Here is a 21,344-nt window from a genome sequence, read left to right as displayed (position 1 = left end):
GCGACTGGACCGTCTGCGAAAAGAAGGACGGCCTTACGCCGCCTTGCCCTTCGCGTCCTCGATCGCGCGCCACACCCGCTCGGGGGTCAGCGGCATGTCGATGTGCTTGATGCCGTAATCCGACAGCGCGTCGAGCACCGCGTTCACCACCGTCGAGAGACTGCCGGCGCAGCCGGCTTCGCCGCAGCCCTTGCTGCCGAGCGGATTGGTGGTGGCGGGCACCGGGTGATCGCCCACCATCATGTTCGGCACGTCCTCGGCACGCGGCAGGGCGTAGTCCATCAGCGAGCCCGTGATCGGCTGGCCGCTCTCGTCGTAGCGGATGTGCTCCATCAGCGCCTGGCCGATGCCCTGGACCACGCCGCCATGGAGCTGGCCCGCGACCAGCATCGGGTTGATTACCGTGCCGAAATCGTTGACCGCGCTATAGCGAACGATCTGCACCACGCCGGTGTCCGGATCGATCTCGACCTCGGCGACGTGGCAGCCATTCGGGAACGCCGAGGCGACCGGTTCGCTGGTGTGGTCGACATCGAGCGTATCAGGCACGCCTTCCGGCACCTTGCCCTCATGCAGGCGCTTGGCGAGCTCCATGATGTCGATGCTGCGATCGGTGCCGGCGATCGTGAAGCTGCCATCGGCGAACTCGATGTCGGCCTCGGACGCTTCCAGCATATGTGCGGCGGCGCGCTTGCCTTTCTCGATGACGAGCTTTGCGGCGCCCACAATGGCCTGGCCGGTCGCAGTGATCGAGCGCGAGCCGCCGGTGCCGTTGCCGGTGTGGACGATGTCGCTGTCGCCCTGCACGAGCTTCACGCTCTCGAAGGGGACGCCGAGCTGCTCGCACAGCACCTGCGCGAACGGCGTGGCATGGCCCTGGCCGTAATCGAGCGTGCCGGTGATGAGCTGCACGGTGCCGTCAGCATCGAACACGATCTTGCCGAGCTCGGGGCTCGGCGGCGCCGTGACCTCGAGATAGGATCCGACGGCAATGCCGCGGAGCTTGCCGGCCTTCTTGCTCTCCTTCTTGCGCTTGGCGAAGTTCTCGTGGTCTGAGATTTCGAGCGCCTTATTGAACACGGCCTGGAAGTCGCCGCTGTCATAGGTGACGCCGGAGGAGGCCGCGAACGGGATCTGGTCCGGCTTGATGAAGTTGCGCTTGCGCAAGGTCAGCCGGTTGATGCCCATCTCGTCGGCGGCGCGGTCGATCAGCCGCTCCATGTAATAGTTCGCCTCGGGCCGGCCGGCACCGCGATAGGCGCCCATCAGCGTGGTGTTGGTGAGCACCGTCTTGATGTCGACCGCCATCAGCGGCGTGCGATAGACGCTGGAGAAGTTCTTGCCGGTGTTGAGCGAAAGCGGGCCCGGCGCGACGCCGGTGATGTAGGCGCCGAGATTGCCGTAGCCGGACAGCTTTGCGGCGAGGAAGTGGCCCTCGGCATCGAGCGCGAGCTCGGCATGGATCTTCTGCGCGCGGCCATGGCTGTCGGAGAGGAAGCTGGTGGAGCGCTCGTCCAGCCACTTCACCGGGCGTCCCAGCGCCTTCGCCGCATACAGGATGCACATATATTCGGGATAGTTGATGTTCTTCATGCCGAAGGAGCCGCCGACATTGGCGGTGAGAATGCGCACCTTCTCGTTCGGCACCTTCAGGTTCTTGGCGAGGTTGGCGCGGTTGCCGGCGACGCCCTGGGTCGGCACTTGAAGCGTGTAACGCTCGGTCTTCTTGTCGTAGGAGGCAAGCCCCACGCGCGGCTCCATCGAGACCACGGCGACGCGGGTGTTCTCGATGTCGAGCCTGGTCACATGAGCGGCGCTGGCGAAGGCTGCGTTGACCTTGTCCATGTCGCCATAGTGGTAGTCGAGCGCGACGTTGTTCGGGATGTGGTCGTAGAGCTGCGGCGCGCCGGGCTTGGCGGCTTCCTCGGGGTCCGTCACCGCCGGCAGCGGCTCGATGTCGAGCTCGACCGCCTCGGCCGCGTCGCGCGCCTGCGCCAGCGTCTCCGCCACCACGAAGGCGACGGGATCGCCGACGAAGCGGACTTTGTCGGTTGCCAGCGGCTGGCGGTTGGTCTGGAGCAGGGGCGAGCCGTCGCGGCTCTTCAGCGGCAGGCCGCAGGTGAAGGGGCCGTAACCGGCGGCATCGAGATCCTTGCCGGTCCACACGCCCAGCACGCCCGGCATCGCCTTGGCGGCATCGAGGCCAATGCCGCGGATGATGCCATGGGCATGGGTCGAGCGGACGACCACGGCATAGGCCTGGCCAGGCAGGTTGAAATCGTCGGTGTAGCGGCCCTTGCCGCGCACCAGGGTGTCGTCCTCCTTGCGGCGGACCGGTTGCCCGACGCCATATTTTTGCAGTGCAATAGCGTTCTCGAGCGTGGACGATTTGGTGTGTTCTTGCATGGAATTGACCTGAAAAGCCGGCATTTGCGCATTTTCGCGGCAGCGGAGCACCGGACTCCCTTGAGATAACCCACCACCCCCGTTCACGACAACGCACGATTGGGCATGGTCCCATGTGATGCGTTGTTGCGCAGGCCTGCCGCGCTGCTAATGTTTCAGGCGAATAATCAATTCCAGACCGGCCCCACCGGCCGCGGAAAGACAGTTTGTATGAATGACCACACGCGGCTCCGCGATGGCCATGTTAGCCAACATGGGCCGCACGGTGAGCTGAATGGGTCGATGGCGGCGGTGGCGTTGGCCACCGATCCGGCCGTCGGCGCGCAGGCGCCGGGAACCGGCGTCTATGCGGCGCTGGACCTCGGCACCAACAATTGCAGGCTGCTGATCGCCTGTCCGACCCAGGACGGCTTTCGCGTGGTCGATTCCTTCTCGCGCATCATCCGGCTCGGGGAGGGCGTCTCGGCGACAGGTTGCATCAGCGACGCCGCGATCGAGCGTGCCATCGCAGCGCTCAGCATCTGCCGGGACAAGATCAACTTGCGGAAGGCGCGGCGGCTGCGGCTGATCGCGACCGAAGCCTGCCGCGCGGCTTCGAACGCGGAAGGTTTTCGCAGCCGCGTTGCGGCGGAGACCGGCATCGAGCTCGAGGTGATCGACCGCGAGACCGAGGCCACGCTCGCCGTGCTGGGCTGCTCGCCGCTGGTCGACCCCAGGGGACGTGGCGCAATCCTGTTCGACATCGGCGGCGGCTCGACCGAGCTGGTGCGGATCGAGCGCGACCCGGAAAACCCGGAGCCGCGCATAAAAGCCTGGATGTCGATCCCCTATGGCGTGGTCACGCTCGCCGAGCAGTTCGGCGGACGCGACGTTACGCCGGCGATCTACGCTGCGATGGAGCAGGAGGTCGCAAGCCACGTCGCGCCGTTCGCGGAAGAGCACGGCCGCGATCTCGCCGACATGCACCTGCTCGGCACGTCGGGCACGGTGACGACGCTGGCCGGGATCCATCTCAATCTGGCGCGCTATGACCGCCGCCGCATCGATAGCATCTGGATGAACGATGCCGATATCACCGCGACCATCAACAAGCTGCTCGGCATGAGCTACGAGGAGCGCGCGAACAACAGCTGCATCAGCGTCGAGCGTGCCGATCTCGTGCTCGCCGGCTGCGCCATTCTCGATGCTATCCGCCGCGCCTTTCCGCTGCCGCGCCTGCGCGTCGCCGACCGGGGCCTGCGCGAAGGCATGCTGGTCGAGATGATGCGCGAGGACGGCGCGCTCAGGAGCTGGTGAGATGGCCAAGGACACCACCGGCCGCTTGCACGTCCAGGTCAAGACCGGCGGCAAGCGCAAATTGTCGTCGAAGCTGTGGCTGGAGCGGCAGCTCAACGATCCCTATGTCTCGAAAGCCAAGGCCGCGGGCTATCGCTCGCGCGCCGCGTTCAAGCTCCTGGAGATGGACGACAAGTTCCGGCTGTTGAAGCCGGGCATGGCCGTGGTCGATCTCGGCGCGGCACCCGGCGGCTGGAGCCAGATCGCGGCCAAGCGCGTCGGCTCGACGGAAGGCAAGGGCAAGGTCGTCGCCATCGATCTGTTGGAGATGCCGGAGATTCCCGGCGTCGATTTCGCGCAGCTCGACTTCATGGACAACGACGCGCCCGAGAAGCTCACCGCGATGCTCGGCGGCAAGGCCGACGTTGTGATGTCCGACATGGCCGCCAACACCACCGGCCACCGCAAGACCGATCAGCTGCGCATCGTCGGCCTGGTCGAGACCGCGGCGGCGTTTGCCTGCGACGTGCTCAAGCCCGGCGGCACGTTCCTGGCCAAAACGTTCCAGAGCGGCGCCGACGCCGAGCTGCTCGCCCAGCTCAAGCGCGACTTTGCAACGGTGCGTCACGTCAAGCCCGCCGCGAGCCGGCAGGATTCCTCGGAGCGCTATGTGCTGGCCACGGGGTTTCGCGGCGGGGGAACGGCGTAGCCTCGCACCCCGTCATTGCGAGGAGCTCTTGCGACGAAGCAATCCAGGCTGTCTCCGCAGAGGCATTCTAAATTGCTTCGCTTGGCTCGCAATGACGGCAGGAGAGACTACCCCAGCCGCTGATCCCGCACGTCCTGCGTATCCTCGGACGCTGCCTTGACCGCGGCCTTCTCTGCGCCCTTGCCGGCACCCTTGCGGCTCGCGATCTCCACCGCCTTGCGCCCCGAAATCTCGTGGCCGGCATCGGCCGGCATCTGCCAGAAGAACCAGCTCGAGGCCGCCGAGGTCAGCGCGACCACGACGAAGGCGGGCGCGAACACGGTGGCGTTGAGCTCGCTGACATGGCTGAACCACATCGTCGTCTCGACACAGGCCGCGCCGACGGCGACGCCCGCCGAGATCGCGAGCTGCTGGTTGACGCTGACGAGCGTGGTGGCGCGGCTCATCTGCGCGGTCTCGACCTCGGCATAGGCGACCGTGTTGATCGCGGTGAACTCCAGCGAGCGGAAGAAGCCGCCGACCACCAGGATGACCATGATGATGAGCAGCGGCGTCGTCACCGTGAACAGCGCGCAGACGGCGAGAAAGAACGCGCTGATGATCGCGTTCACCGTCATCAGGTTGCGGAAGCCGAACGTGCGGATGATCCGCGCCGCCAGCGTCTTCATGCCCATGGCCCCGAGCGAGGAGGCAAAGGTGACGAGGCCGGAATGGAACGGCGACAGGCCGAAGCCGATCTGCATCAGGAGCGGCAGCAGGAACGGCAGCGCGCCGATGCCGAGCCGGAACAGGAAGCCGCCGAACACGGCTGCGCGCAGCGTCGGCAGCCTCAGCAGCGAGAAGTCCAGGACCGGCGATCCGGTCCGCCGCGCGTGGATGACGTAGAGCGTCATCGCGATCGCACCGCCCACGACCAGCGCGGCCACCGTGCTCCAGGGGAGGAGGTTGAGCCCGGCCACGGAGAGACCGAAGGCGATGCCGGCAAGGCCGATGCCGGCGAGCACCATGCCGTAGAGATCGAACGGCTCCTGCGCCTCGCTCTTGATGGGATCAATGAAGCGCAGCGCCATGAAGATGCCGAGCAGGCCGATCGGGATGTTGATCAGGAAGATCCAGTGCCAGGACGCATAGGTGGTGATGAAACCGCCGAGCGGCGGGCCGATCACGGGACCGATCAGGGCAGGGACCGTCACCCAGGCCATGGCGTTGACCAGCGCGCTCTTGTCGACCGAGCGCAGCAGCACGAGGCGTCCGACCGGCGTCATCATCGCCCCGCCCATGCCTTGCAGAATGCGCGCGAACACGAAATCGGTGACCGAGGTCGAGAGCGCGCAGCCGACCGAGCCGACCATGAACACGCCGACCGCGATGGCGAACACCATCCGCGCGCCGAACCGGTCGGCCGTCCAGCCGCTCGCCGGGATGAACACCGCGAGCGACAGCAGATAGGAGGTGATCGCGAGCTTCAGCGTCAGCGGGCTGGTGCCGATATCGGCCGCGATCGCCGGCAGCGAGGTGGCGATCACGGTGGAATCCATGTTCTCCATGAACAGAGCCGTGGCCACGATCAGCGGAATGACGCGTTGCTTGTCGACCATGAAATTAATGAAAGCTGAAGGAGGGGTGGAGTTGCGGCTTATCACCGCCGTCCGCCGCCGACCATTGCGGATCCACGCATGGCACCTAAATCCTGCGTGACAACGGTGTGACCCTCAGCCTCCGTCATTCCGGGGCGCGCCCCTTGGCGCGAGCCCGGAATCCATTGAGCCGCAGAGACCGCTGGCGGATGGATTCCGGGTTCGCGACTTCGTCGCGCCCCGGAATGACGGCCAGGGTTGGGCTGGCGCATGGGGCTGCGCCCGCCGATTTCGGCCCAAATAAGCCTGTGCATGGCTGGCCAGCGGCCCGAATTGCTTTGATTCGTCACGCGGCCGTGCTATCGACCCGCGTCAACCCCACCGATGGGCTCCGATTCTCAAGGCGTTGCCGCAAGGGACGCCGAGGGCGGCGCTCATCCATTAGCATTTGCGGCAAGGCCGCAGGAAGGAGTTGGCAGATGGCCACGGTGCAACTTCAAGGCATCCGCGAAGCCTTTACGTTCGACGACGTGCTGTTGAAGCCGGGCCTGTCGGACGTCATGCCGGGCGAGGTCGACATCCGCTCCCGCGTCACCCGCGCCATCCCGCTCAACATCCCGATCATGGCCTCGGCCATGGACACCGTCACCGAGGCCCGCATGGCGATCGCCATGGCGCAGGCCGGCGGCCTCGGCGTCATCCACCGCAACTTCGATCCCGAAGGGCAGGCCGCCCAGGTGCGGCAGGTCAAGCGCTACGAGTCCGGCATGGTGGTGAACCCGCTCACCATCAGCCCCGACGCCACGCTCGACGACGCGCTCAAGCTGATGAGCGATCACGGCATCTCCGGCATTCCCGTCGTCACCGGCGCCGGCAAGAACACGCCCGGCAAGCTGGTCGGCATCCTCACCAACCGCGACGTGCGCTTTGCCACCGACCGCCGGCAAAAAGTCTCCGAACTGATGACGCATGAAGGGCTCGTCACGGTCCGCGAGAATGTCAGCCAGGACGAGGCGCGGCGGATGCTGCACCAGCACCGCATCGAGAAGCTGCTGGTGGTCGACGATCAATATCGCTGCGTCGGTCTCATCACCGTGAAGGACATGGAGAAGGCGGTCGCCCATCCGCTCGCCTGCAAGGATGGGCAGGGCCGCCTGCGCGTCGCTGCCGCCACCACGGTCGGCGACACCGGCTTCGAGCGCACCGAGCGGCTGATCGATGCCGGCGTCGATCTCGTCGTCGTCGACACCGCGCACGGTCATTCCCGTCACGTGCTGCAGGCGGTGAACCGCATCAAGCGTCTGTCGAACTCGGTGCAGGTGGTTGCCGGGAACGTCGCCACCACGGAAGGTGCCCAGGCGCTGATCGACGCAGGCGCGGATTGCATCAAGGTCGGCATCGGCCCGGGCTCGATCTGCACCACCCGCATCGTTGCCGGCGTCGGCGTGCCCCAGCTCACCGCGATCATGGATGCGGTGGACGCGGCGAAGAAGGCCGATGTCCCCGTCATCGCCGACGGCGGCATCAAATATTCCGGTGATCTCGCCAAGGCGCTCGCGGCCGGGGCCGACATCGCCATGGTCGGCTCGCTGCTCGCCGGCACCGATGAGACGCCCGGCGAAGTGTTCCTGTGGCAGGGCCGCTCCTACAAGGCCTATCGCGGCATGGGCTCGGTCGGCGCGATGGCGCGCGGCTCGGCCGACCGCTACTTCCAGCAGGACATCAAGGATACGCTCAAGCTCGTGCCTGAAGGCATCGAGGGCCAGGTGCCCTACAAGGGCCCGGTCGGCAACGTTATGCACCAGCTCGCCGGCGGCCTGCGCGCCGCGATGGGCTATGTCGGCGCGCGCGACATGAAGGAGCTGCACGACAAGGCCCAGTTCGTCCGCATCACCGGCGCGGGCCTGCGTGAAAGCCACGTCCACGACGTCACCATCACGCGCGAGAGCCCGAATTATCCGGGCGGGGGTTAGTCACTCGCTCGTGCCAAATGACGGTGTCATGCCCCGCGAAGGCGGGGCATCCAGTACGCCGCGGCCCCTCCACTCAATCACAACCGCCTTGGAGTACTGGATCGTCCGCCTTCGCGGACGATGACAGCGAGTGTGTGGTTGGCACCTGCCACAAGCTCGTCATTGCGAGCGAAGCGAAGCAATCCAGTCCTTTTGTCTTGACGCGGCTGGATTGCTTCGCTTCGCTCGCAATGACAGAAAAGTGGAGGAAGCCAATGGCCCAAGCCAAACGCATCGTTCTCGCCGCGCGTCCCGTCGGCGAACCCAAGCCGTCTGATTTTCGCCTGGAGGAATTCGCCGTGCCGACACCAGGGCAGGGCGAAGTCCTGCTGCGCACGATCTGGCTGTCGCTCGATCCCTATATGCGCGGGCGCATGAGCGAGGGGCCGTCTTATGCAGCTCCGGTGCCGGTCGGCGGCGTGATGGAAGGCGAGGCGGTCAGCGAGGTCGCGGCTTCCAACAATCCCGATTTCACGGTCGGCGAGATCGTGCGGGCCCGCACCGGCTGGCAGTCGCACGCGATCTCGAACGGCAAGGGCCTGAGCAAGGTCGATCCCAAGCTCGGTCCGATCTCGACCTCGATCGGCGTGCTCGGCATGCCCGGCATGACCGCCTATACGGGCCTGCTCGACATCGGCAAGCCGCAGCCGGGCGAGACCGTCGTCGTTGCCGGTGCGTCCGGCGCGGTCGGCTCGGCGGTGGGGCAGATCGCGAAGCTCAAGGGCGCCCGTGCGGTCGGCATCGCTGGCGGCAAGGACAAGTGCGACTACGTGGTGAAGGAGCTCGGCTTCGATGCTTGCATCGATCACCGCGACCCCGATCTCGCCGCCAGGCTGAGGGACGCCTGCCCGAAGGGCATCGACGTCTATTTCGAGAATGTGGGCGGTGCCGTGTTCGAGGCGGTGTTCCCGCTGCTCAACCCGTTCGCGCGCGTTCCGGTCTGCGGCCTGATCGCCCATTACAACGACACCGAGGCCAAGCCGCCGAAATGGGCTGCGTCCCTGATGCGCGCGACCCTCACCAAGCGGCTGACCTTCCGTGGCTTCATCGTGTCAGACTTCGCCGCCCGCCATGGCGACTTCCTGCGCGACATGTCCTCCTGGGTTCGCGACGGCAAGGTCAAGTACAAGGAGTTCGTCACCGAGGGCCTGGAGAGTGCCCCCGGCGCCTTCATGGGCCTGCTGAAGGGCGCCAATTTCGGCAAGCAGCTGGTCCGGGTCGGGCCGGACAAGGCCTAGCGCGACAGGGAATGGGACTCACGTGGCCCCGCGGCCACACACCGGGTGGGGATAGTTAAGAAAGAGTCACCAAATGGTCACACCTGCCCGCAAAAGCCGCAGGTGTGACCGCCTGTTCATTGACGGCCAGAGGAAGGCATTGAATCATCGCGGATATTTTAGGTGCTGCGATGTTAGAGATTGGTATTTTCTGCGTAATCCTCCTGGCCGCCGGCTATTGGGCGACCATGTTCATCATGGGCCGTCGCGACGACGTCATCCATGGCAAGTTCGTTCACGCCGAGGATGAGGGCGATTTCATGCCGGCCGCAAGGCCTGCGCCACCGCCATTCCCGAAGCGCCCGGTGAAAGCTGCGCAGCCCGCCTCTGTTCAGCCGGTCGGCACCGAGGCCAAGCCGGTGAACAGCGCCGCGCTGCAATCGCTACTCGCTGCCATCCAGCAGGATCTCAAGAGCGTCGCGTAAGCCGCAACGCTCAGACGCTACCGCGCTCGACCAGGAACAGATCGACCGCGAGCCGCTGCTCGGCGCGCGGCGTGCCAGAGAGCCGCGCCAAAAGCAGTTCGCCCGCGAGACGTCCCACGGCCGCGGCGTCGAACGAAATGGTCGTGAGGCCGGGCGTGATCTGATCGGCGACGTCGTTGTCACCAAAGCCGAGCACGGCCAGATCGCGCGGCACCGACAGGCCGCGGGCGCGAGCCTCGATCAGCGCACCGGTCGCGAGCAGGTCGTTGGCGCAGAACACGGCGTCAACGTCGCCGCTGCGCTCGAGCAGGGCGGTGAAGGCGGCACGGCCGTCGACGAGGCCCGTCACCTCTCCAACGAGGATCTCGTGAACGATCGTGAGGCCGAGCTGTGCGGCGGCGGTGCGAAAGCCGTCGCGGCGGAGCGCGCCACGGCCGCTGCTGCGGCCGATGAAGGCGATGCGGCGATGTCCCGCCTGCGCCAGCCGGCGGGCCGCCATGGCGCCGGCATCCGCATTGGGCAGGCCGACCAGCATGTCGATGGGATCGCGCGGAAACGCCCAGGTTTCGATCACGGGAATGCCGAGCTCGGCCAGCGCCGTGCGGTTCTCCTCGAGCTCGATGACGCCGGTGAACATCACCGCCGCGGGGCGGATGCCGCGCAGCGACTGGATCATCGCGACCTCCTTGGCATAGGAGTAGGAGGTCTGGCCGACCAGCACCTCGAAACCCTCCGGCTCGAGCGTCGCGGCAAAGCTGCGCACCGCAAGGCCAAACTGCTGGCTGAGGATGTTGGAGACGAAGGCGACGACCACGTTCGAGCGGCCCGAGCGCAGCGCGCGGGCATGCGGGTTGGAGGCATAGCCCGTGGCCTCGATCACCTCGAGGATTCGCTCGCGGGTCTTGCGATTGACCTTCTCGGGGTGGCGCAGCACCCGCGACACCGTGATCGGCGCGACGCCGGCGCGCTCGGCGACTTCCTCGATGCGCGGCGGCCGGCCGGTCGCGTTGCTGCGGCCGGGCGGCGCCGGAATGCGCACGACGTCGTCATAGCTCGGCTTGGCCGGATCGGTCATGGAATCCCTGAAGAGACGTCAGGTTAGAGCATGAAGAGATCGGATCGGATTGCAACTACGATGGCGGTGCGCTCCCTCCCCCGCTTGCGGGGGAGGGTTGGGGAGAGGGTATCTCCACGTCGGGATTCTCCAATGTTACGGATGAAATCCCCTAGAGGAGAAAGCCCTCACCCGGATCGCTTTCGCGATCCGACCTCTCCCGCAAGCGGGAGAGGTGCAGCGAGTTGGCCGCGACACCTGTTCACGTCACCGCGCCATCACCTCCTCGGGCGACAGCGCGCGGCCGACCTGCACCAGGCAGTCGCCGCTCTGGCTGTCGGTGTGCAGGCGCTGCGAGATCACGATGCCGTCGGCGGGGAAGCGCAGCACCTCTTCGGCAAGCTCGGGGCGCTCGAAGTCGTGATACCAGCCAGCGATGTCGCCCGCCTTCACGCGCGCACCGACTGTGACAGCGGGCTCGAACCAGCCACGGCGCGTCGCGAACACGGCCTGGGCATGGCTCTGCAGGGCCAGCAGTTCGGTCGCGCGCTCGACCGGCGCATGCGGCCCGAGCACGGGCGCCTGGACGAGGCCGAGCGCGAGCAGCAGCCGGTCGACCGCGCGCGCGGTGAACGCCATGGTCTGCGGCGTGACGGTGCCGCCGCCGCCGAATTCACCGGAGAGCCCGATCGCGCCGGCGCGCGCGGCCGCCGCCATCGAGGTCGGCGCCGTGGCGCCGTTCTCGGCGACGAAGGCGAAGGGCATCCCGAGCCCTTCCATCAGGCGCAGCGCGTGGCCGAACATTTCTGGCGGACCCTGTCGCTCGATCAGCGCGCAGGGCACGTGCGCCATCGACGTGCCGCCGGAGTGGATGTCGAAGACGACGTCGTGGCGCGGAAACAGCTCGTGCTCGAGGAAATGCGCCAGGCGGAAGGTCGGCGTGCCCGCGGCATCGCCCGGGAAGGCGCGGTTGAGATTGCCTTCGTCGAGCGGCGAGCGGCGCCGTGCCGCCATCACGGCGGGCAAATTGGCGAAGGGCAGGATGGTGATCTCGCCCTTGATGGCGCGCGCATCGAGCCGGCGATACAGCCGCGTCAGCGTGATCTCGCCCTCATATTCGTCGCCGTGATTGCCGGCCATCAGGAGCAGCTTCGGTCCGGCGCCGTTCTTGATCCGGAAGATCGGGATCTTGAGCTGATAGTAGGGGGAGCGATCGATCGAGAAGGGAATGCCGAGATGGCCGGACCATTTCTGGTCCTTCTCGAAATCGATCTCGTGAAACAGTCCGGTGTGCATGGGAGGCCTCGTGGCCGCGCCGTCGCCGGCGCCGGCCGAAGGTTGAAAGAAAGGCGGCGGCCTAGAGCAAGGCGACCGCGGTCATCTCGACGCGCAGATCGGGATCGGCGAGGCGGGCTTCGACGCAGGCGCGCGCCGGCGGATTGGCCGGATCGATCCAGGCGTCATAGACCGAGTTCATGGTGTCGAAGTCGGTGATATGCGGCAGGAAGACGTTGACCGCGATCAGCTTGGAGCGGTCGAAGCCGGCCTGCTTGAGCAGCGCGTCGATCTTGGCGAGCACCTGCTCCGTCTGCGACACGATGCCGGCCTTGCGGTCATCCGCAACCTGGCCTGCGATGTGCACCATGCCGCCGGCGGCGACGGCCTGGCTCATGCGCGATCCCACGACGTAACGCTTGATCATCTCAATTCTCCTCGGGAAGGTCGGCTCCCGCATGACGCGGGAGCCGCGGGTGAGTTCACAGCGTCGGCAACGACTGCTCTTCCTTGAACCATTTCAGCTGAAGTGCGCCGAGCTTGCCGTTGAGCTTGTTGAAGAAGATGTCGGTGTTGATCCAGTTGAGCAGGTTCTGCTCGCCCTGGCGGACGCCGACATGGGCCGGCGACTGGCGGATCAGGAATTTCAGCTCAACCTCCTTGGTCGGGTTCTGGTCCTGCACCTTCAGCGCAATGGCGCTGTTCTCCGCGAACGTGTCGGCCTGTCCGGCGAGATAGGCCGCAATCGCCGCCGGCGTGTCCTCGAAGCGCACCAGCTTCACCTTCGGCGCGTTGTCGGTGAGCCAGACGTCGAGCGTCGTGCCTTTCGCGACGGCAACCGTGCGGCCCTCCAGATTGTCGGGCTTCTTGCCGGTGGCGGAGGGGAGCGACTTGGCGCCATAAACGCCGAGATTCACCACCGCATAGGGCTGCGAGAACATCACCTGCTGGGCGCGCTCGGGCGTGGCGCCGAGACCGGCGATCAAAATGTCGAGCTTGTCCGAGAGCAGGCTCGGGATGCGCGCGGCACCCGTCACCGGCACCAGTTCGAGCTTCACGCCCATGTCGGCGGCGATCAGTTTTGCAAGATCGGCATCGAGGCCGGCAATCTCGCCCTTGTCGTCCTTGAAGCCCCACGGCGCGGCATCAGTGAGAATGCCGACGCGAATCTTGCCGGCGCCGAGCACGTCCTGGAGCTTGTCGGCCTTGGCAAGGCCGGGTGCGGCGAGGACGGCGAGGGCCGCAGCTGCAATGGTGAAGAGGGACTTCAACTTTCTCATGACTCTCTCCTTGAAGGGGACGGTTTTCACTTGGCAGATGCGATGAAGCTTGCGAGCTCGGGTGTCTCAGGACTGGCGAACAGTTTTGCCGGTGGGCCCTGTTCCCAGACGCGGCCCTGATGCATGAAGACGATGCGGTCGGCGACGTTGCGGGCAAAGCCCATCTCGTGGGTGACCAGGATCATGGTCATGCCCTGTTCCGCCATCGCTTCCATCACTTTCAGGACTTCGCCGACGAGCTCGGGGTCGAGCGCCGAGGTCACTTCGTCGAACAGCATGAGGTGAGGCGCCATGGCGAGACAGCGGGCGATGGCGACGCGCTGCTGCTGGCCGCCGGAGAGCTGCTCGGGCCAGGCGTCGATCTTGTCGGCGAGCCCGACGCGGGTCAGCACGTCCTCGGCCAGCGCACGCGCCTTCGCTTTGTCGGTGCGGCCGGTGAGGAGCGGGGCGAGCGTGATGTTGCGCTCGACCTTCAGATGCGGAAACAAATTGAAGGCCTGGAACACGATGCCGACGCGCTGACGAAATTTCTTCAGGTCTGGCATTTTGGCGTGGACCTTCTGGCCCTCGACCCGGATCTCGCCGGAATCGACGCTCTCCAGCGCGTTGATGCAGCGGAGCAGCGTCGACTTGCCCGAGCCGGAGCGGCCGATGATGGTGACGATCTCGCCTTCCTCGACGTCGAGCGAGACGCCCTTGAGCACCTCGACCTTGCCGAATGTCTTGCGCACGTCGCGGATTTCAACGAGAGCCATCGAGGCGGGCCTCCAGGGAGCGGGACCAGAGCGTGAGCGGCAGGCACAGCGCGAAATAGATCGCGGCGACCAGCGCGTAGGTGAGCAGCGGCTGGAACGTCGCCGCGCTCACCACCTGTCCGGCGCGGGCGAGCTCGACGAAGCCGAGGATCGAGGCGAGCGAGGTGCCCTTGATGAGCTGCACCAGAAAGCCGACGGTCGGCGGCAGCGACAGCCGCAGCGCCTGCGGCGCGATGATGTGGCGGAATTGCTGCCAGGCGGAGAGGCCGAGGCAGGCGCCGGCCTCCCATTGCGCCAGCTTTACGGCCTCCAGGCCACCGCGCCAGATCTCGCCGAGGAAGGCGGCGGTGTAGAGCGTGTAGGCGACGGTCACGGCGATGAGCGCCGGCACCTGGATGCCGAGGAAGACCGGCATGCCGAAATAGAAGAAGAACAACAGTCCGAGCAGCGGCACGCTCTGGATCACCTGGATGCACGCCGCCATCGCCCAGCGCAGCCCTGCGAACCGGCTGATGCGGCCGAGCGCAAGCCCGAGCGCAAGCGGTGCACCGAAGGCAAGCGCGAGCACGACGAGGGTGACGGTCCAGCGCAGCGCCGCGAACAGCGAGACGAAATCGATGAGGGAGAAGGATCGCATCGCTTCGCCCCTCAGCGCCGCCGCGGCCAGCGGAAGGCCGCCAGGCCGATCACGGCGAACAGCGCCTTGAACGACATCGCCATCGCGAAATAGACCGTGCAGATCACGGCATAGACCTCGAAGCTGCGATAGGTGCGGCTCTCGATGAAGCCGGCGACGTGGAACAGCTCGTCGGCGGCGACCTGCGAGGCGAGCGAGGTGCCGAGCAGCAAAAGCACGAACTGGCTGGTCACGGCCGGATAGGCGTTGCGCAGCGCCGGCGGCAGGATGATGTGGCGAAACACCTGCCAGCCCGACAACCCCAAGCACTGGCCGGCCTCGACCTGGCTGCGCGGAATGGAATCGAGACCGGCGCGGATGATCTCGACGGAATAAGCGCCGAAATAGAGCGACAGCGCGACGGCCGCGGCCTCGAAGGCGGGCAGCTTCAGGCCGAAGTTCGGCAGCACGAAGAAGACGATGAAGATCTGGATCAGCGAGGGCGTGTTGCGGAACAGCTCGATGTAACCGCGCACCAGCCAGCGCAGCGACGTGATCCGCCCCTTCAGCGCGACCGCACCGGCGATGCCGATCACGAGCCCGGCGAGCGCCGAGATCACCGTCAGCTCCAGCGTGACGATGGCGCCGTCGATGAGCTGGTTCTGATAGCGCCAGAGCGGCAGGAAGTTCATCGCGCCGCTCTCAGCCGAACTGGGTGGGGAGGGCGCGCGCCACGACGCCGTCGGCATCGAGGCCGAAGATCACGCGCCAGCGGTCGAGGCAGGTGCAGGGATGCGAGATGCCGAAGGCGATGATGTCGCCGACCGCAAGCGCGGCTTCGGATGCGACCGAGAGGAACGCGTGCTGGTCGTTGAGGCGGGTCACCGCGAGCGCCGCGGCAAGGCCTTGCTGCTCGACGCCGTCCCGGAACACGCGCAACGGCACGGGCAGGCCCTGGTCGAACGAGGCATCGCGCATGCCGAAGCCGGCGATCGCAAGTCCGTCTTCGGGCCGCGACAGCACCTCGGCCCAGAGCGTCAGCGTGGGCCGAAAGCTCTCCACGGCCGAGTGGTGCAGGCCGTCGATGAGGAGGCCGCCGCGCCGGTCGACTTCCGCGAAGGCGCGCGCATAGATGCCGTGATCGGCGAAGAACAGTGCGCCCGAGCGCAGGATCACACTGGCGTTGCCGTCGGCCTGAGCCGCGGGCGCAAGCGTCCGCGCGACGACATCGAAATAGGCCGAGCCGCCGGCACTCATGATCAACGGCCGCTTCGGGGCGGCCGCGCGCACCAACGCAAATGTCTCGATGGTGCGATCCAGCAGCACCGCGATTGCGCGCATCGTCTCGTCGGTATCGGACGTTGCAGCGGCGCCTTCGTAAGTGGCGACGCCGCCGAGCACGAGCCGGTCGGCGGCGAGCACGGCTGCGATCGTTGCCTCGACCGCCGCGCGGTCGCGGGCGCCGGCGCGGCCGGCGCCGAGCTCGACCAGCACGGACAAATCCCGGCGGCCCGCGATCCGCGCGGCCTCGGCGAGAGCTGCCACCGCAGCCGGTGAATCCGCGAAGGCGTGAAATTCGACGTCGGGATAGGCGGCGAGCAGCGCGCCGAGCCGCCGACCGGCGGCGAGCCCGCCGATCTCATTGGCCAGCAGCAGGCGCCGCTCGCCGCTCGCGAGCAGCACGGCAGCCTGCTGGACGTTGGCAACCGTCGTGCTCCAGGCGCCGGCTGCGCGCAGCGAGCGGGCGAGCTCCGGCGACATCGGCGTCTTGGCGTGGGGGGCGACGGCAACGCCTGAACTCGCGCACCATTTCAGGAAAAGATCGCGGTTGGCCGCGAAGGCGGCTTCATCCAGGGTGAGGACGGGCAGGGCGAGATCGCCGTGTGCAGGCGACCAGCGCTGTTTGCCGATGTCCGCAGTGGCAACGCCATCGACCATGGGAATGCCTCGCATGGTCGCCGAAAGGCGTTGGTTCTCCCACCGGGACAAGAACTGCATCATCGCTCCCTCGGCGGCCCTCGACCGCGGCTAAGAAACGATACGGCCTTATGACAACGTTGTCATTAGCGGATTTTAGCCAGTCTGAGGCCGAATTCGATGCATTGAGGTATCAAGGTAAGGTGAGTTGCCCGAGGAGTAGGCTAATGCCCGCCGCCCATCTGGATGAGCAGCTCCTCGATGTCGACATCGACCTGGCCGGCGGCCCTGACGTGACGGACCTCCAGACTGTCGGGCTGGAAGCGGTATTCGACGAGACCGACTTCCTTGATCGCGATCCGGTCCTGGCGCTGATCGTTGATGACGAAACCCGCTGAAGGCGCCCAGACGTGGCGTGTGTGGCGAAAGGTGAAGTCGCGGCGCTGGTGCACGTGGCCGCTGGCGACAAGACGCAGGTCGACATTGCCGAACATCTCGATCAGCCGCGCCCGCGCCGGCTGCGGCACGTAACGGATCGACGTCTCCGGCGTCTCGGCATCGTCGGGCAGGTTGAGAAACAGCGGCTTGTGCAGGAACAGCGCGACCGGCCTGCCGTTCGTGCGCGAGATTTCCTGCGACAGCCAGTCAAACTGCTCGGCCTCGAAGGCGAGGCCCGAATTCATCACCAGCGAATTGAGGCCGATGAAGCGCCAGCCCGCGGCTTCGAACGACCAATGATCTTCGCCGATGATGTCGCAGAACTGCCGGCGCTGCGTCTCGCTAACCGGCGGCTTCGGCGCCGGCCCGATCGCGGTCGGATTGTCGCCGATGTCGTGATTGCCGGGGAGATAGCGGCAGGTGACGGGCAGCGCGTCGTGCAGGCCTTTGGCGAATTCGACGTCGTCGCGGCTGGTCGGCCCGTCGAACGAGACGTCGCCGGTGTTGACGACGAGATCCGGCCTGCCGGCGTCGATGTGTTCGCTGATGCGATGGAAGTTGGCGATCAGGCCGGGGAAGCGCCGGCCGAGATGGGTGTCGGAAATCTGCGTGAGACGAAATTCGGACATGCGATCATCCTACCGGTCGCCGCGCGTCGGAACGATGACGGGCCGGGCATGGATCGCACCGAACAAAGTTTAAAGCACGCGGTAGCGGATGGTGTAGCCGTCCTGCGGGGCGACCGCGCCGGGGAGCGGGGAGGCGATGCGGTCGGCGAGGTGCCAGGGGCCGAACTCGACGGAGCGATGCGGCTCGGCCGGCAGGCGGAGGCGGAACTCGAAGATGCCCTTGCCAGACAGGTTCACGACCAGAACGCGATCGGCCGTGCGGTGGTTGAGCGCGACCGCACCGCGCAGCACTGCGCGGCCGTCCGAGAGGTCGCGCACGCCATCCAGCAGCGCCAAAGTCTGGTTGCGGTCGGTGTGCAACTCGATCTGGCTGTCGCCTACCGCGGTCAGCATCTCCCGGGGCATGCGTATCTCGAACTCGACGGCAGGCTTGGAGGGATTGAGACCGAGATAGGCAAGCGCAGCGTGGCGCATGTCGTAGGCGGCGAAGGCGAACAGGGCGACCGCGGCCAAGGCAGCCAGCCCATGCCGGGCGACGTCGCGCCAGGTCCGATAACTCAGGCGGAAGTAGACCGTCATGGCCAGTGCGACCGCGAGCGCTGCCGCGATCCCTGATAGGGCCGACATCAGGATGCCGAGCTGGCCATCGGCGGATTCGGTGAAGAGGCCGGTCAAGGTCGTCATGGCGGTATCTCGCCTCGGGCCCGAAATGGGGCCGAAATCGCTTTAACAATCTGTGGTTGGTCGCAGAAGCTGGAACGCCGGTTCAACTCGCTGATTGTCAGCGTGAGAAGCCGCGGCTAATGACGTCTGCCGCGTTCCGCCTCCCGGGAAAGTTCCGATGTCCGTTCAAATGGTCTTGCTGCCGGTCTTCGTGCAGATCGCTCTCACCTTCGCGCTTCTGATCGGCATGGTCCTGGCGCGCCGCAGGGCCCTGGTCGCCGGCGAGACCAAGATCCGCGACATTGCCCTGGGCGAGCCGAACTGGCCGAAGGGCGCCACACAAATCGCCAATTGCTACCGCAACCAGTTCGAGCTGCCGGTGCTGTTCTACGTCCTGATCGCGCTGGCATTGCCCTTGCGCCGGGCCGACCTCTTCATCGTGCTGATGTCCTGGGTGTTCGTGGTGACCCGCTTTGCCCATGCTGGCGTGTTCGTCTCCTCGAACGATCTCGGCCGCCGCTCCATGGTCTGGCTCGCCGGCGTGCTGGTGCTGCTCGCGACGTGGATCTACTTCGCGCTGAAGCTGCTGCTGCTGATCTGAGCCTGACGCGCCGGATCCAATCTGAAAGATCTGAAATGACCCCCGCTGCCCGGCTGTCCGCAGCCATTGAAGTGATCGACACCATCGAGAGGGACCGCGTGCCCGCGGCGAAGGCGCTGAAGGAGTGGGGCACCGCGCACCGCTTCGCCGGCTCGGGCGACCGCGCCGCCATCGCCGGCCTCGTCTGGGACGTGCTGCGCCGCTACGCCTCGAGCGCTTGGCTGATGGATTCCGATACCGCGCGGGCCCGGCTGATCGGCATGCTCCGCCTCGAGCGCAACATGGACATGGCGACCATGGGCGCCTTCTTCGACGGCAGCCGCTTTGCGCCGGCGCCGCTGACCGAGGCCGAGCAGGCCGCACTCGCCTCGCGGTCGCTCGAAGGCGCGCCGGCCGCGATCGCCGGCGACTACCCGGAATGGCTCGACCCGTACCTTGCCAAAGTGTTCGGCGAGACCCGCGCGGCGGAAGCCGCGGCGATGGCGAGCCGGGCGCCGCTGGACTTGCGCGTCAACACGCTAAAATCCAATCGCGACAAGGTGCTGAAGGCGCTTTCTCATCTTCATGCAAAACCGACGCCCTGGTCCGCAACCGGCCTGCGCATCGAGCTTTCCGCCGATGCGCGCAACCCCGGCATCCAGGCGGAAGAGGATTTCATCAAGGGCGCCATTGAAGTGCAGGATGAGGGATCGCAGCTTGCCGCCCAGCTCACCGCGGCAAAACCCGGCGAGCAGGTGATCGATCTCTGCGCCGGCGCCGGCGGCAAGACGCTGGCGCTCGCCGCCCTGATGCAGGGCAAGGGCCGGCTGATCGCGACCGACCGTGACAAGCGCCAGCTCGCCCCGATCCATGAGCGGCTGTCGCGCGCCGGCGTCCACAATGCCGATGTCCGCACGCCCAAGGGCGAGGCCGATCCGCTTGCCGACATCCGCAGCACCGCCGACCTCGTCGTGATCGACGCGCCCTGCACGGGAACCGGCACCTGGCGCCGCAGCCCCGACGCCAAATGGCGCATGCGCCCCGGCGCGCTCGAGATCCGCCTGCGCGACCAGGCCGAGGTGCTGGAGCGTGCGGTTCCGCTGGTCAAGCCGGGTGGCCGCATCGCCTACATCACCTGCTCGGTGCTGGCGGAAGAGAACGGCGAGCAGGTGAGGGCCTTCATCGGCCGTCATGGCGAGTTCACGGTCGTCCCGCCCGAGCAGACCGCGAGCGTGCTCTGGGACAAGGCGGAAGCTTTTGGCGAGGCCGCGCTGCAGTCAGCCGAGGGCTGGCTGATGACGCCGCGGCGGACCGGGACGGATGGGTTTTTCGTTTCGGTGCTGAAGAAGACGGGCTGATTTCTCTCCCCGTCATTCCGGGGCGCCCGCAGGGCGAGCCCGGAATCCATCGGGCGGCAGGGTCTGCGGCTCAATGGATTCCGGGCTCTCGCTTCGCGAGCCCCGGAATGACCGGGGCAAACAAAAGCCCCGCAGACCGATCCCGGTCGCGGGGCTTTCGAGTTCCAACGTTCTGCCGGTACGTCCGCGGTCAGAACGGTGCGCTGGCGATTAGCCGACGCGGAGATTGTCAGCCGACGACTTGCCGCTGCGGCGGTCGGCGACGATGTCGAACGAGACCTTTTGACCCTCGTTGAGGGAGGAGAGGCCAGCGCGCTCGACGGCGCTGATATGAACGAACACGTCCTTCTGGCCGTCATCCGGCTGGATGAAACCATAACCCTTTTGGGTGTTGAACCACTTCACGGTGCCCATAGCCATGGGAATTTCCTTTAGTTAGTTAGGTTGAGTACGCACGCAGACCGGTACGCAGCATTGCGCCCATGGTCCCTGATGAGTCGATGTTTGGAGAATTCATCTGAAGCGTGCGCGCCCGTCAGCAACGAAGCGAAGCGGCCCAGTCGTTCGGCCAAGTATCGATGATCACAATATAGCGAGAATTTGGGGCCACTTCAAGGCACCACCCGCGGCTCGGCACCTCGCGTGACTTTGCTATTTTGCGGTGCAAATTAACCCCGCTCTCGCGTCTCAGTCGACGATGAAAAGCGTCGCCCCCACGGCCGTCGAGGACCGGTGCGCGGCGTCGCCGAAATCCGACACCTGGTAGCTCATGCCCGCGGTGAGCTTGAATTTGCGCCCGTCGCGCAGCTCGCTGTCGAGCTCGCCCTCCAGCACGTAGAGCACGTGGCCGCGATCGCACCAATGATCGGCCAGATAGCCCGGCGAGTACTCCACCATCCGCACCCGGAGCTCGCCGATGTTGAGCGTGCGCCACTTGGCCTCTCCGGTTTCGCCGGGATGCGTGGTCGGCTCGACCTTGCTCCAGTCGGTGACGGTGAAGGGGGAGGTGGGGAGTTTCATGCGAGGAATCCTGTCTCAGAGCCGGCAGTGACGTTGTTAGCGCATGCTGCCGCTTCGGTCTCCGTCATTGCGAGCGAA

21 protein-coding genes are annotated in these 21,344 nt (G+C 66.4%); 7 read left to right on the top strand and 14 right to left on the bottom strand.

Annotation, left to right across the window (positions count from 1 at the left end):
• Positions 1-33: 33 nt before the first annotated feature.
• Positions 34-2,406 carry a xanthine dehydrogenase family protein molybdopterin-binding subunit gene (locus XI05_RS29885; RefSeq protein WP_271508431.1) on the bottom strand — a complete coding sequence of 791 codons (2,373 nt, stop codon included), beginning with the start codon at positions 2,404-2,406 and terminating at the stop codon, positions 34-36.
• A gap of 210 nt (positions 2,407-2,616) precedes the next feature.
• Here XI05_RS29885 and XI05_RS29880 point away from each other — a divergent pair, with 210 nt between their 5' ends.
• Both XI05_RS29880 and XI05_RS29875 read left to right on the top strand, forming a co-directional pair.
• Entirely contained in the window at positions 2,617-3,702 is a 1,086-nt protein-coding gene (locus XI05_RS29880; protein WP_271508430.1) for a Ppx/GppA phosphatase family protein, read from the top strand.
• A 1-nt stretch (position 3,703) separates the two neighbouring features.
• Complete coding sequence (locus XI05_RS29875) at positions 3,704-4,390, top strand: RlmE family RNA methyltransferase (protein WP_271508428.1); 687 nt, start codon at positions 3,704-3,706, stop codon at positions 4,388-4,390.
• A 107-nt stretch (positions 4,391-4,497) separates the two neighbouring features.
• On the opposite strand, the gene XI05_RS29870 is transcribed toward XI05_RS29875, so the two are convergent.
• Positions 4,498-5,988 (bottom strand): MFS transporter, encoded by a 1,491-nt coding sequence (locus XI05_RS29870; RefSeq protein ID WP_271508426.1) that lies wholly within the window; start codon positions 5,986-5,988, stop codon positions 4,498-4,500.
• Positions 5,989-6,446: 458 nt separating this feature from the next.
• Between XI05_RS29870 and guaB the strand changes: the two genes are divergently transcribed.
• The 3 genes from guaB (at position 6,447) to XI05_RS29855 (ending at position 9,681) form a co-directional block, all read left to right on the top strand.
• On the top strand, positions 6,447-7,940 hold the full coding sequence (guaB, locus tag XI05_RS29865; protein ID WP_172786362.1) for an IMP dehydrogenase: 1,494 nt from the start codon (positions 6,447-6,449) through the stop codon (positions 7,938-7,940).
• A 254-nt stretch (positions 7,941-8,194) separates the two neighbouring features.
• On the top strand, positions 8,195-9,217 hold the full coding sequence (locus tag XI05_RS29860; RefSeq protein ID WP_271508424.1) for an NADP-dependent oxidoreductase: 1,023 nt from the start codon (positions 8,195-8,197) through the stop codon (positions 9,215-9,217).
• Positions 9,218-9,387: 170 nt separating this feature from the next.
• On the top strand, positions 9,388-9,681 hold the full coding sequence (locus XI05_RS29855; protein ID WP_271508422.1) for a hypothetical protein: 294 nt from the start codon (positions 9,388-9,390) through the stop codon (positions 9,679-9,681).
• A gap of 10 nt (positions 9,682-9,691) precedes the next feature.
• Here the strand turns inward: XI05_RS29855 and XI05_RS29850 are convergent, their stop codons facing one another.
• The 10 genes from XI05_RS29850 to XI05_RS29805 form a co-directional block, all read right to left on the bottom strand.
• Entirely contained in the window at positions 9,692-10,756 is a 1,065-nt protein-coding gene (locus tag XI05_RS29850; protein WP_271508420.1) for a LacI family DNA-binding transcriptional regulator, read from the bottom strand.
• 246 nt (positions 10,757-11,002) lie between these two features.
• On the bottom strand, positions 11,003-12,031 hold the full coding sequence (locus tag XI05_RS29845) for a succinylglutamate desuccinylase/aspartoacylase family protein (RefSeq protein ID WP_271508419.1): 1,029 nt from the start codon (positions 12,029-12,031) through the stop codon (positions 11,003-11,005).
• 61 nt (positions 12,032-12,092) lie between these two features.
• On the bottom strand, positions 12,093-12,437 hold the full coding sequence (locus XI05_RS29840; protein ID WP_271508417.1) for a RidA family protein: 345 nt from the start codon (positions 12,435-12,437) through the stop codon (positions 12,093-12,095).
• Between the two features lie 55 nt (positions 12,438-12,492).
• The gene (locus XI05_RS29835; RefSeq protein ID WP_212257474.1) at positions 12,493-13,290 is read right to left on the bottom strand and encodes a transporter substrate-binding domain-containing protein; all 798 of its coding nucleotides are present in this window, start codon (positions 13,288-13,290) and stop codon (positions 12,493-12,495) included.
• Between the two features lie 26 nt (positions 13,291-13,316).
• Entirely contained in the window at positions 13,317-14,045 is a 729-nt protein-coding gene (locus XI05_RS29830) for an amino acid ABC transporter ATP-binding protein (protein ID WP_271508415.1), read from the bottom strand.
• Positions 14,032-14,682 (bottom strand): amino acid ABC transporter permease, encoded by a 651-nt coding sequence (locus tag XI05_RS29825; RefSeq protein ID WP_271508414.1) that lies wholly within the window; start codon positions 14,680-14,682, stop codon positions 14,032-14,034. Before XI05_RS29825 ends, XI05_RS29830 begins: the two co-directional genes overlap by 14 nt.
• A gap of 11 nt (positions 14,683-14,693) precedes the next feature.
• Positions 14,694-15,353 (bottom strand): amino acid ABC transporter permease, encoded by a 660-nt coding sequence (locus tag XI05_RS29820; protein ID WP_271508413.1) that lies wholly within the window; start codon positions 15,351-15,353, stop codon positions 14,694-14,696.
• Positions 15,354-15,363: 10 nt separating this feature from the next.
• The gene (locus tag XI05_RS29815) at positions 15,364-16,659 is read right to left on the bottom strand and encodes an amino acid deaminase (RefSeq protein ID WP_333940038.1); all 1,296 of its coding nucleotides are present in this window, start codon (positions 16,657-16,659) and stop codon (positions 15,364-15,366) included.
• Between the two features lie 143 nt (positions 16,660-16,802).
• The gene (locus XI05_RS29810) at positions 16,803-17,645 is read right to left on the bottom strand and encodes a metallophosphoesterase family protein (RefSeq protein ID WP_271508410.1); all 843 of its coding nucleotides are present in this window, start codon (positions 17,643-17,645) and stop codon (positions 16,803-16,805) included.
• Positions 17,646-17,714: 69 nt separating this feature from the next.
• Positions 17,715-18,329 carry an acriflavin resistance protein gene (locus tag XI05_RS29805; protein WP_271508408.1) on the bottom strand — a complete coding sequence of 205 codons (615 nt, stop codon included), beginning with the start codon at positions 18,327-18,329 and terminating at the stop codon, positions 17,715-17,717.
• 157 nt (positions 18,330-18,486) lie between these two features.
• Between XI05_RS29805 and XI05_RS29800 the strand changes: the two genes are divergently transcribed.
• Positions 18,487-18,909 (top strand): MAPEG family protein, encoded by a 423-nt coding sequence (locus XI05_RS29800; protein ID WP_271508406.1) that lies wholly within the window; start codon positions 18,487-18,489, stop codon positions 18,907-18,909.
• Between the two features lie 35 nt (positions 18,910-18,944).
• On the top strand, positions 18,945-20,246 hold the full coding sequence (locus tag XI05_RS29795) for an RsmB/NOP family class I SAM-dependent RNA methyltransferase (RefSeq protein WP_271508404.1): 1,302 nt from the start codon (positions 18,945-18,947) through the stop codon (positions 20,244-20,246).
• 210 nt (positions 20,247-20,456) lie between these two features.
• On the opposite strand, the gene XI05_RS29790 is transcribed toward XI05_RS29795, so the two are convergent.
• Together XI05_RS29790 and XI05_RS29785 are read right to left on the bottom strand one after the other, a co-directional pair.
• Positions 20,457-20,666 (bottom strand): cold-shock protein, encoded by a 210-nt coding sequence (locus XI05_RS29790; protein ID WP_008141931.1) that lies wholly within the window; start codon positions 20,664-20,666, stop codon positions 20,457-20,459.
• 267 nt (positions 20,667-20,933) lie between these two features.
• Positions 20,934-21,266: a DHCW motif cupin fold protein gene (locus XI05_RS29785; RefSeq protein ID WP_271508403.1), complete on the bottom strand. Its 333-nt coding sequence runs from the start codon at positions 21,264-21,266 to the stop codon at positions 20,934-20,936.
• Between the last annotated feature and the right edge of the window lie 78 nt (positions 21,267-21,344).

Source organism: Bradyrhizobium sp. CCBAU 11357 (genome assembly GCF_028128865.1).
Classification (GTDB): domain Bacteria; phylum Pseudomonadota; class Alphaproteobacteria; order Rhizobiales; family Xanthobacteraceae; genus Bradyrhizobium.
The sequence above is the reverse complement of the archived record's forward strand: the minus strand, read 5'-3'. Positions and strand labels throughout refer to the sequence as shown.

Excerpts from the sequence above, each read along its gene's own strand:
- XI05_RS29820 (WP_271508413.1), bottom strand. The coding sequence starts at position 15,353 with ATGAACTTCCTGCCGCTCTGGCGCTATCAGAACCAGCTCATCGACGGC.
- XI05_RS29800 (WP_271508406.1), top strand. The coding sequence starts at position 18,487 with ATGTCCGTTCAAATGGTCTTGCTGCCGGTCTTCGTGCAGATCGCTCTC.
- XI05_RS29860 (WP_271508424.1), top strand. The coding sequence starts at position 8,195 with ATGGCCCAAGCCAAACGCATCGTTCTCGCCGCGCGTCCCGTCGGCGAA.
- XI05_RS29810 (WP_271508410.1), bottom strand. The coding sequence starts at position 17,645 with ATGTCCGAATTTCGTCTCACGCAGATTTCCGACACCCATCTCGGCCGG.
- XI05_RS29825 (WP_271508414.1), bottom strand. The coding sequence starts at position 14,682 with ATGCGATCCTTCTCCCTCATCGATTTCGTCTCGCTGTTCGCGGCGCTG.
- XI05_RS29795 (WP_271508404.1), top strand. The coding sequence starts at position 18,945 with ATGACCCCCGCTGCCCGGCTGTCCGCAGCCATTGAAGTGATCGACACC.
- XI05_RS29815 (WP_333940038.1), bottom strand. The coding sequence starts at position 16,659 with ATGCAGTTCTTGTCCCGGTGGGAGAACCAACGCCTTTCGGCGACCATG.
- XI05_RS29880 (WP_271508430.1), top strand. The coding sequence starts at position 2,617 with ATGAATGACCACACGCGGCTCCGCGATGGCCATGTTAGCCAACATGGG.
- XI05_RS29785 (WP_271508403.1), bottom strand. The coding sequence starts at position 21,266 with ATGAAACTCCCCACCTCCCCCTTCACCGTCACCGACTGGAGCAAGGTC.
- XI05_RS29885 (WP_271508431.1), bottom strand. The coding sequence starts at position 2,406 with ATGCAAGAACACACCAAATCGTCCACGCTCGAGAACGCTATTGCACTG.
- XI05_RS29855 (WP_271508422.1), top strand. The coding sequence starts at position 9,388 with ATGTTAGAGATTGGTATTTTCTGCGTAATCCTCCTGGCCGCCGGCTAT.
- guaB (WP_172786362.1), top strand. The coding sequence starts at position 6,447 with ATGGCCACGGTGCAACTTCAAGGCATCCGCGAAGCCTTTACGTTCGAC.
- XI05_RS29875 (WP_271508428.1), top strand. The coding sequence starts at position 3,704 with ATGGCCAAGGACACCACCGGCCGCTTGCACGTCCAGGTCAAGACCGGC.
- XI05_RS29790 (WP_008141931.1), bottom strand. The coding sequence starts at position 20,666 with ATGGCTATGGGCACCGTGAAGTGGTTCAACACCCAAAAGGGTTATGGT.
- XI05_RS29870 (WP_271508426.1), bottom strand. The coding sequence starts at position 5,988 with ATGGTCGACAAGCAACGCGTCATTCCGCTGATCGTGGCCACGGCTCTG.
- XI05_RS29830 (WP_271508415.1), bottom strand. The coding sequence starts at position 14,045 with ATGGCTCTCGTTGAAATCCGCGACGTGCGCAAGACATTCGGCAAGGTC.
- XI05_RS29835 (WP_212257474.1), bottom strand. The coding sequence starts at position 13,290 with ATGAGAAAGTTGAAGTCCCTCTTCACCATTGCAGCTGCGGCCCTCGCC.
- XI05_RS29850 (WP_271508420.1), bottom strand. The coding sequence starts at position 10,756 with ATGACCGATCCGGCCAAGCCGAGCTATGACGACGTCGTGCGCATTCCG.
- XI05_RS29805 (WP_271508408.1), bottom strand. The coding sequence starts at position 18,329 with ATGACGACCTTGACCGGCCTCTTCACCGAATCCGCCGATGGCCAGCTC.
- XI05_RS29840 (WP_271508417.1), bottom strand. The coding sequence starts at position 12,437 with ATGATCAAGCGTTACGTCGTGGGATCGCGCATGAGCCAGGCCGTCGCC.
- XI05_RS29845 (WP_271508419.1), bottom strand. The coding sequence starts at position 12,031 with ATGCACACCGGACTGTTTCACGAGATCGATTTCGAGAAGGACCAGAAA.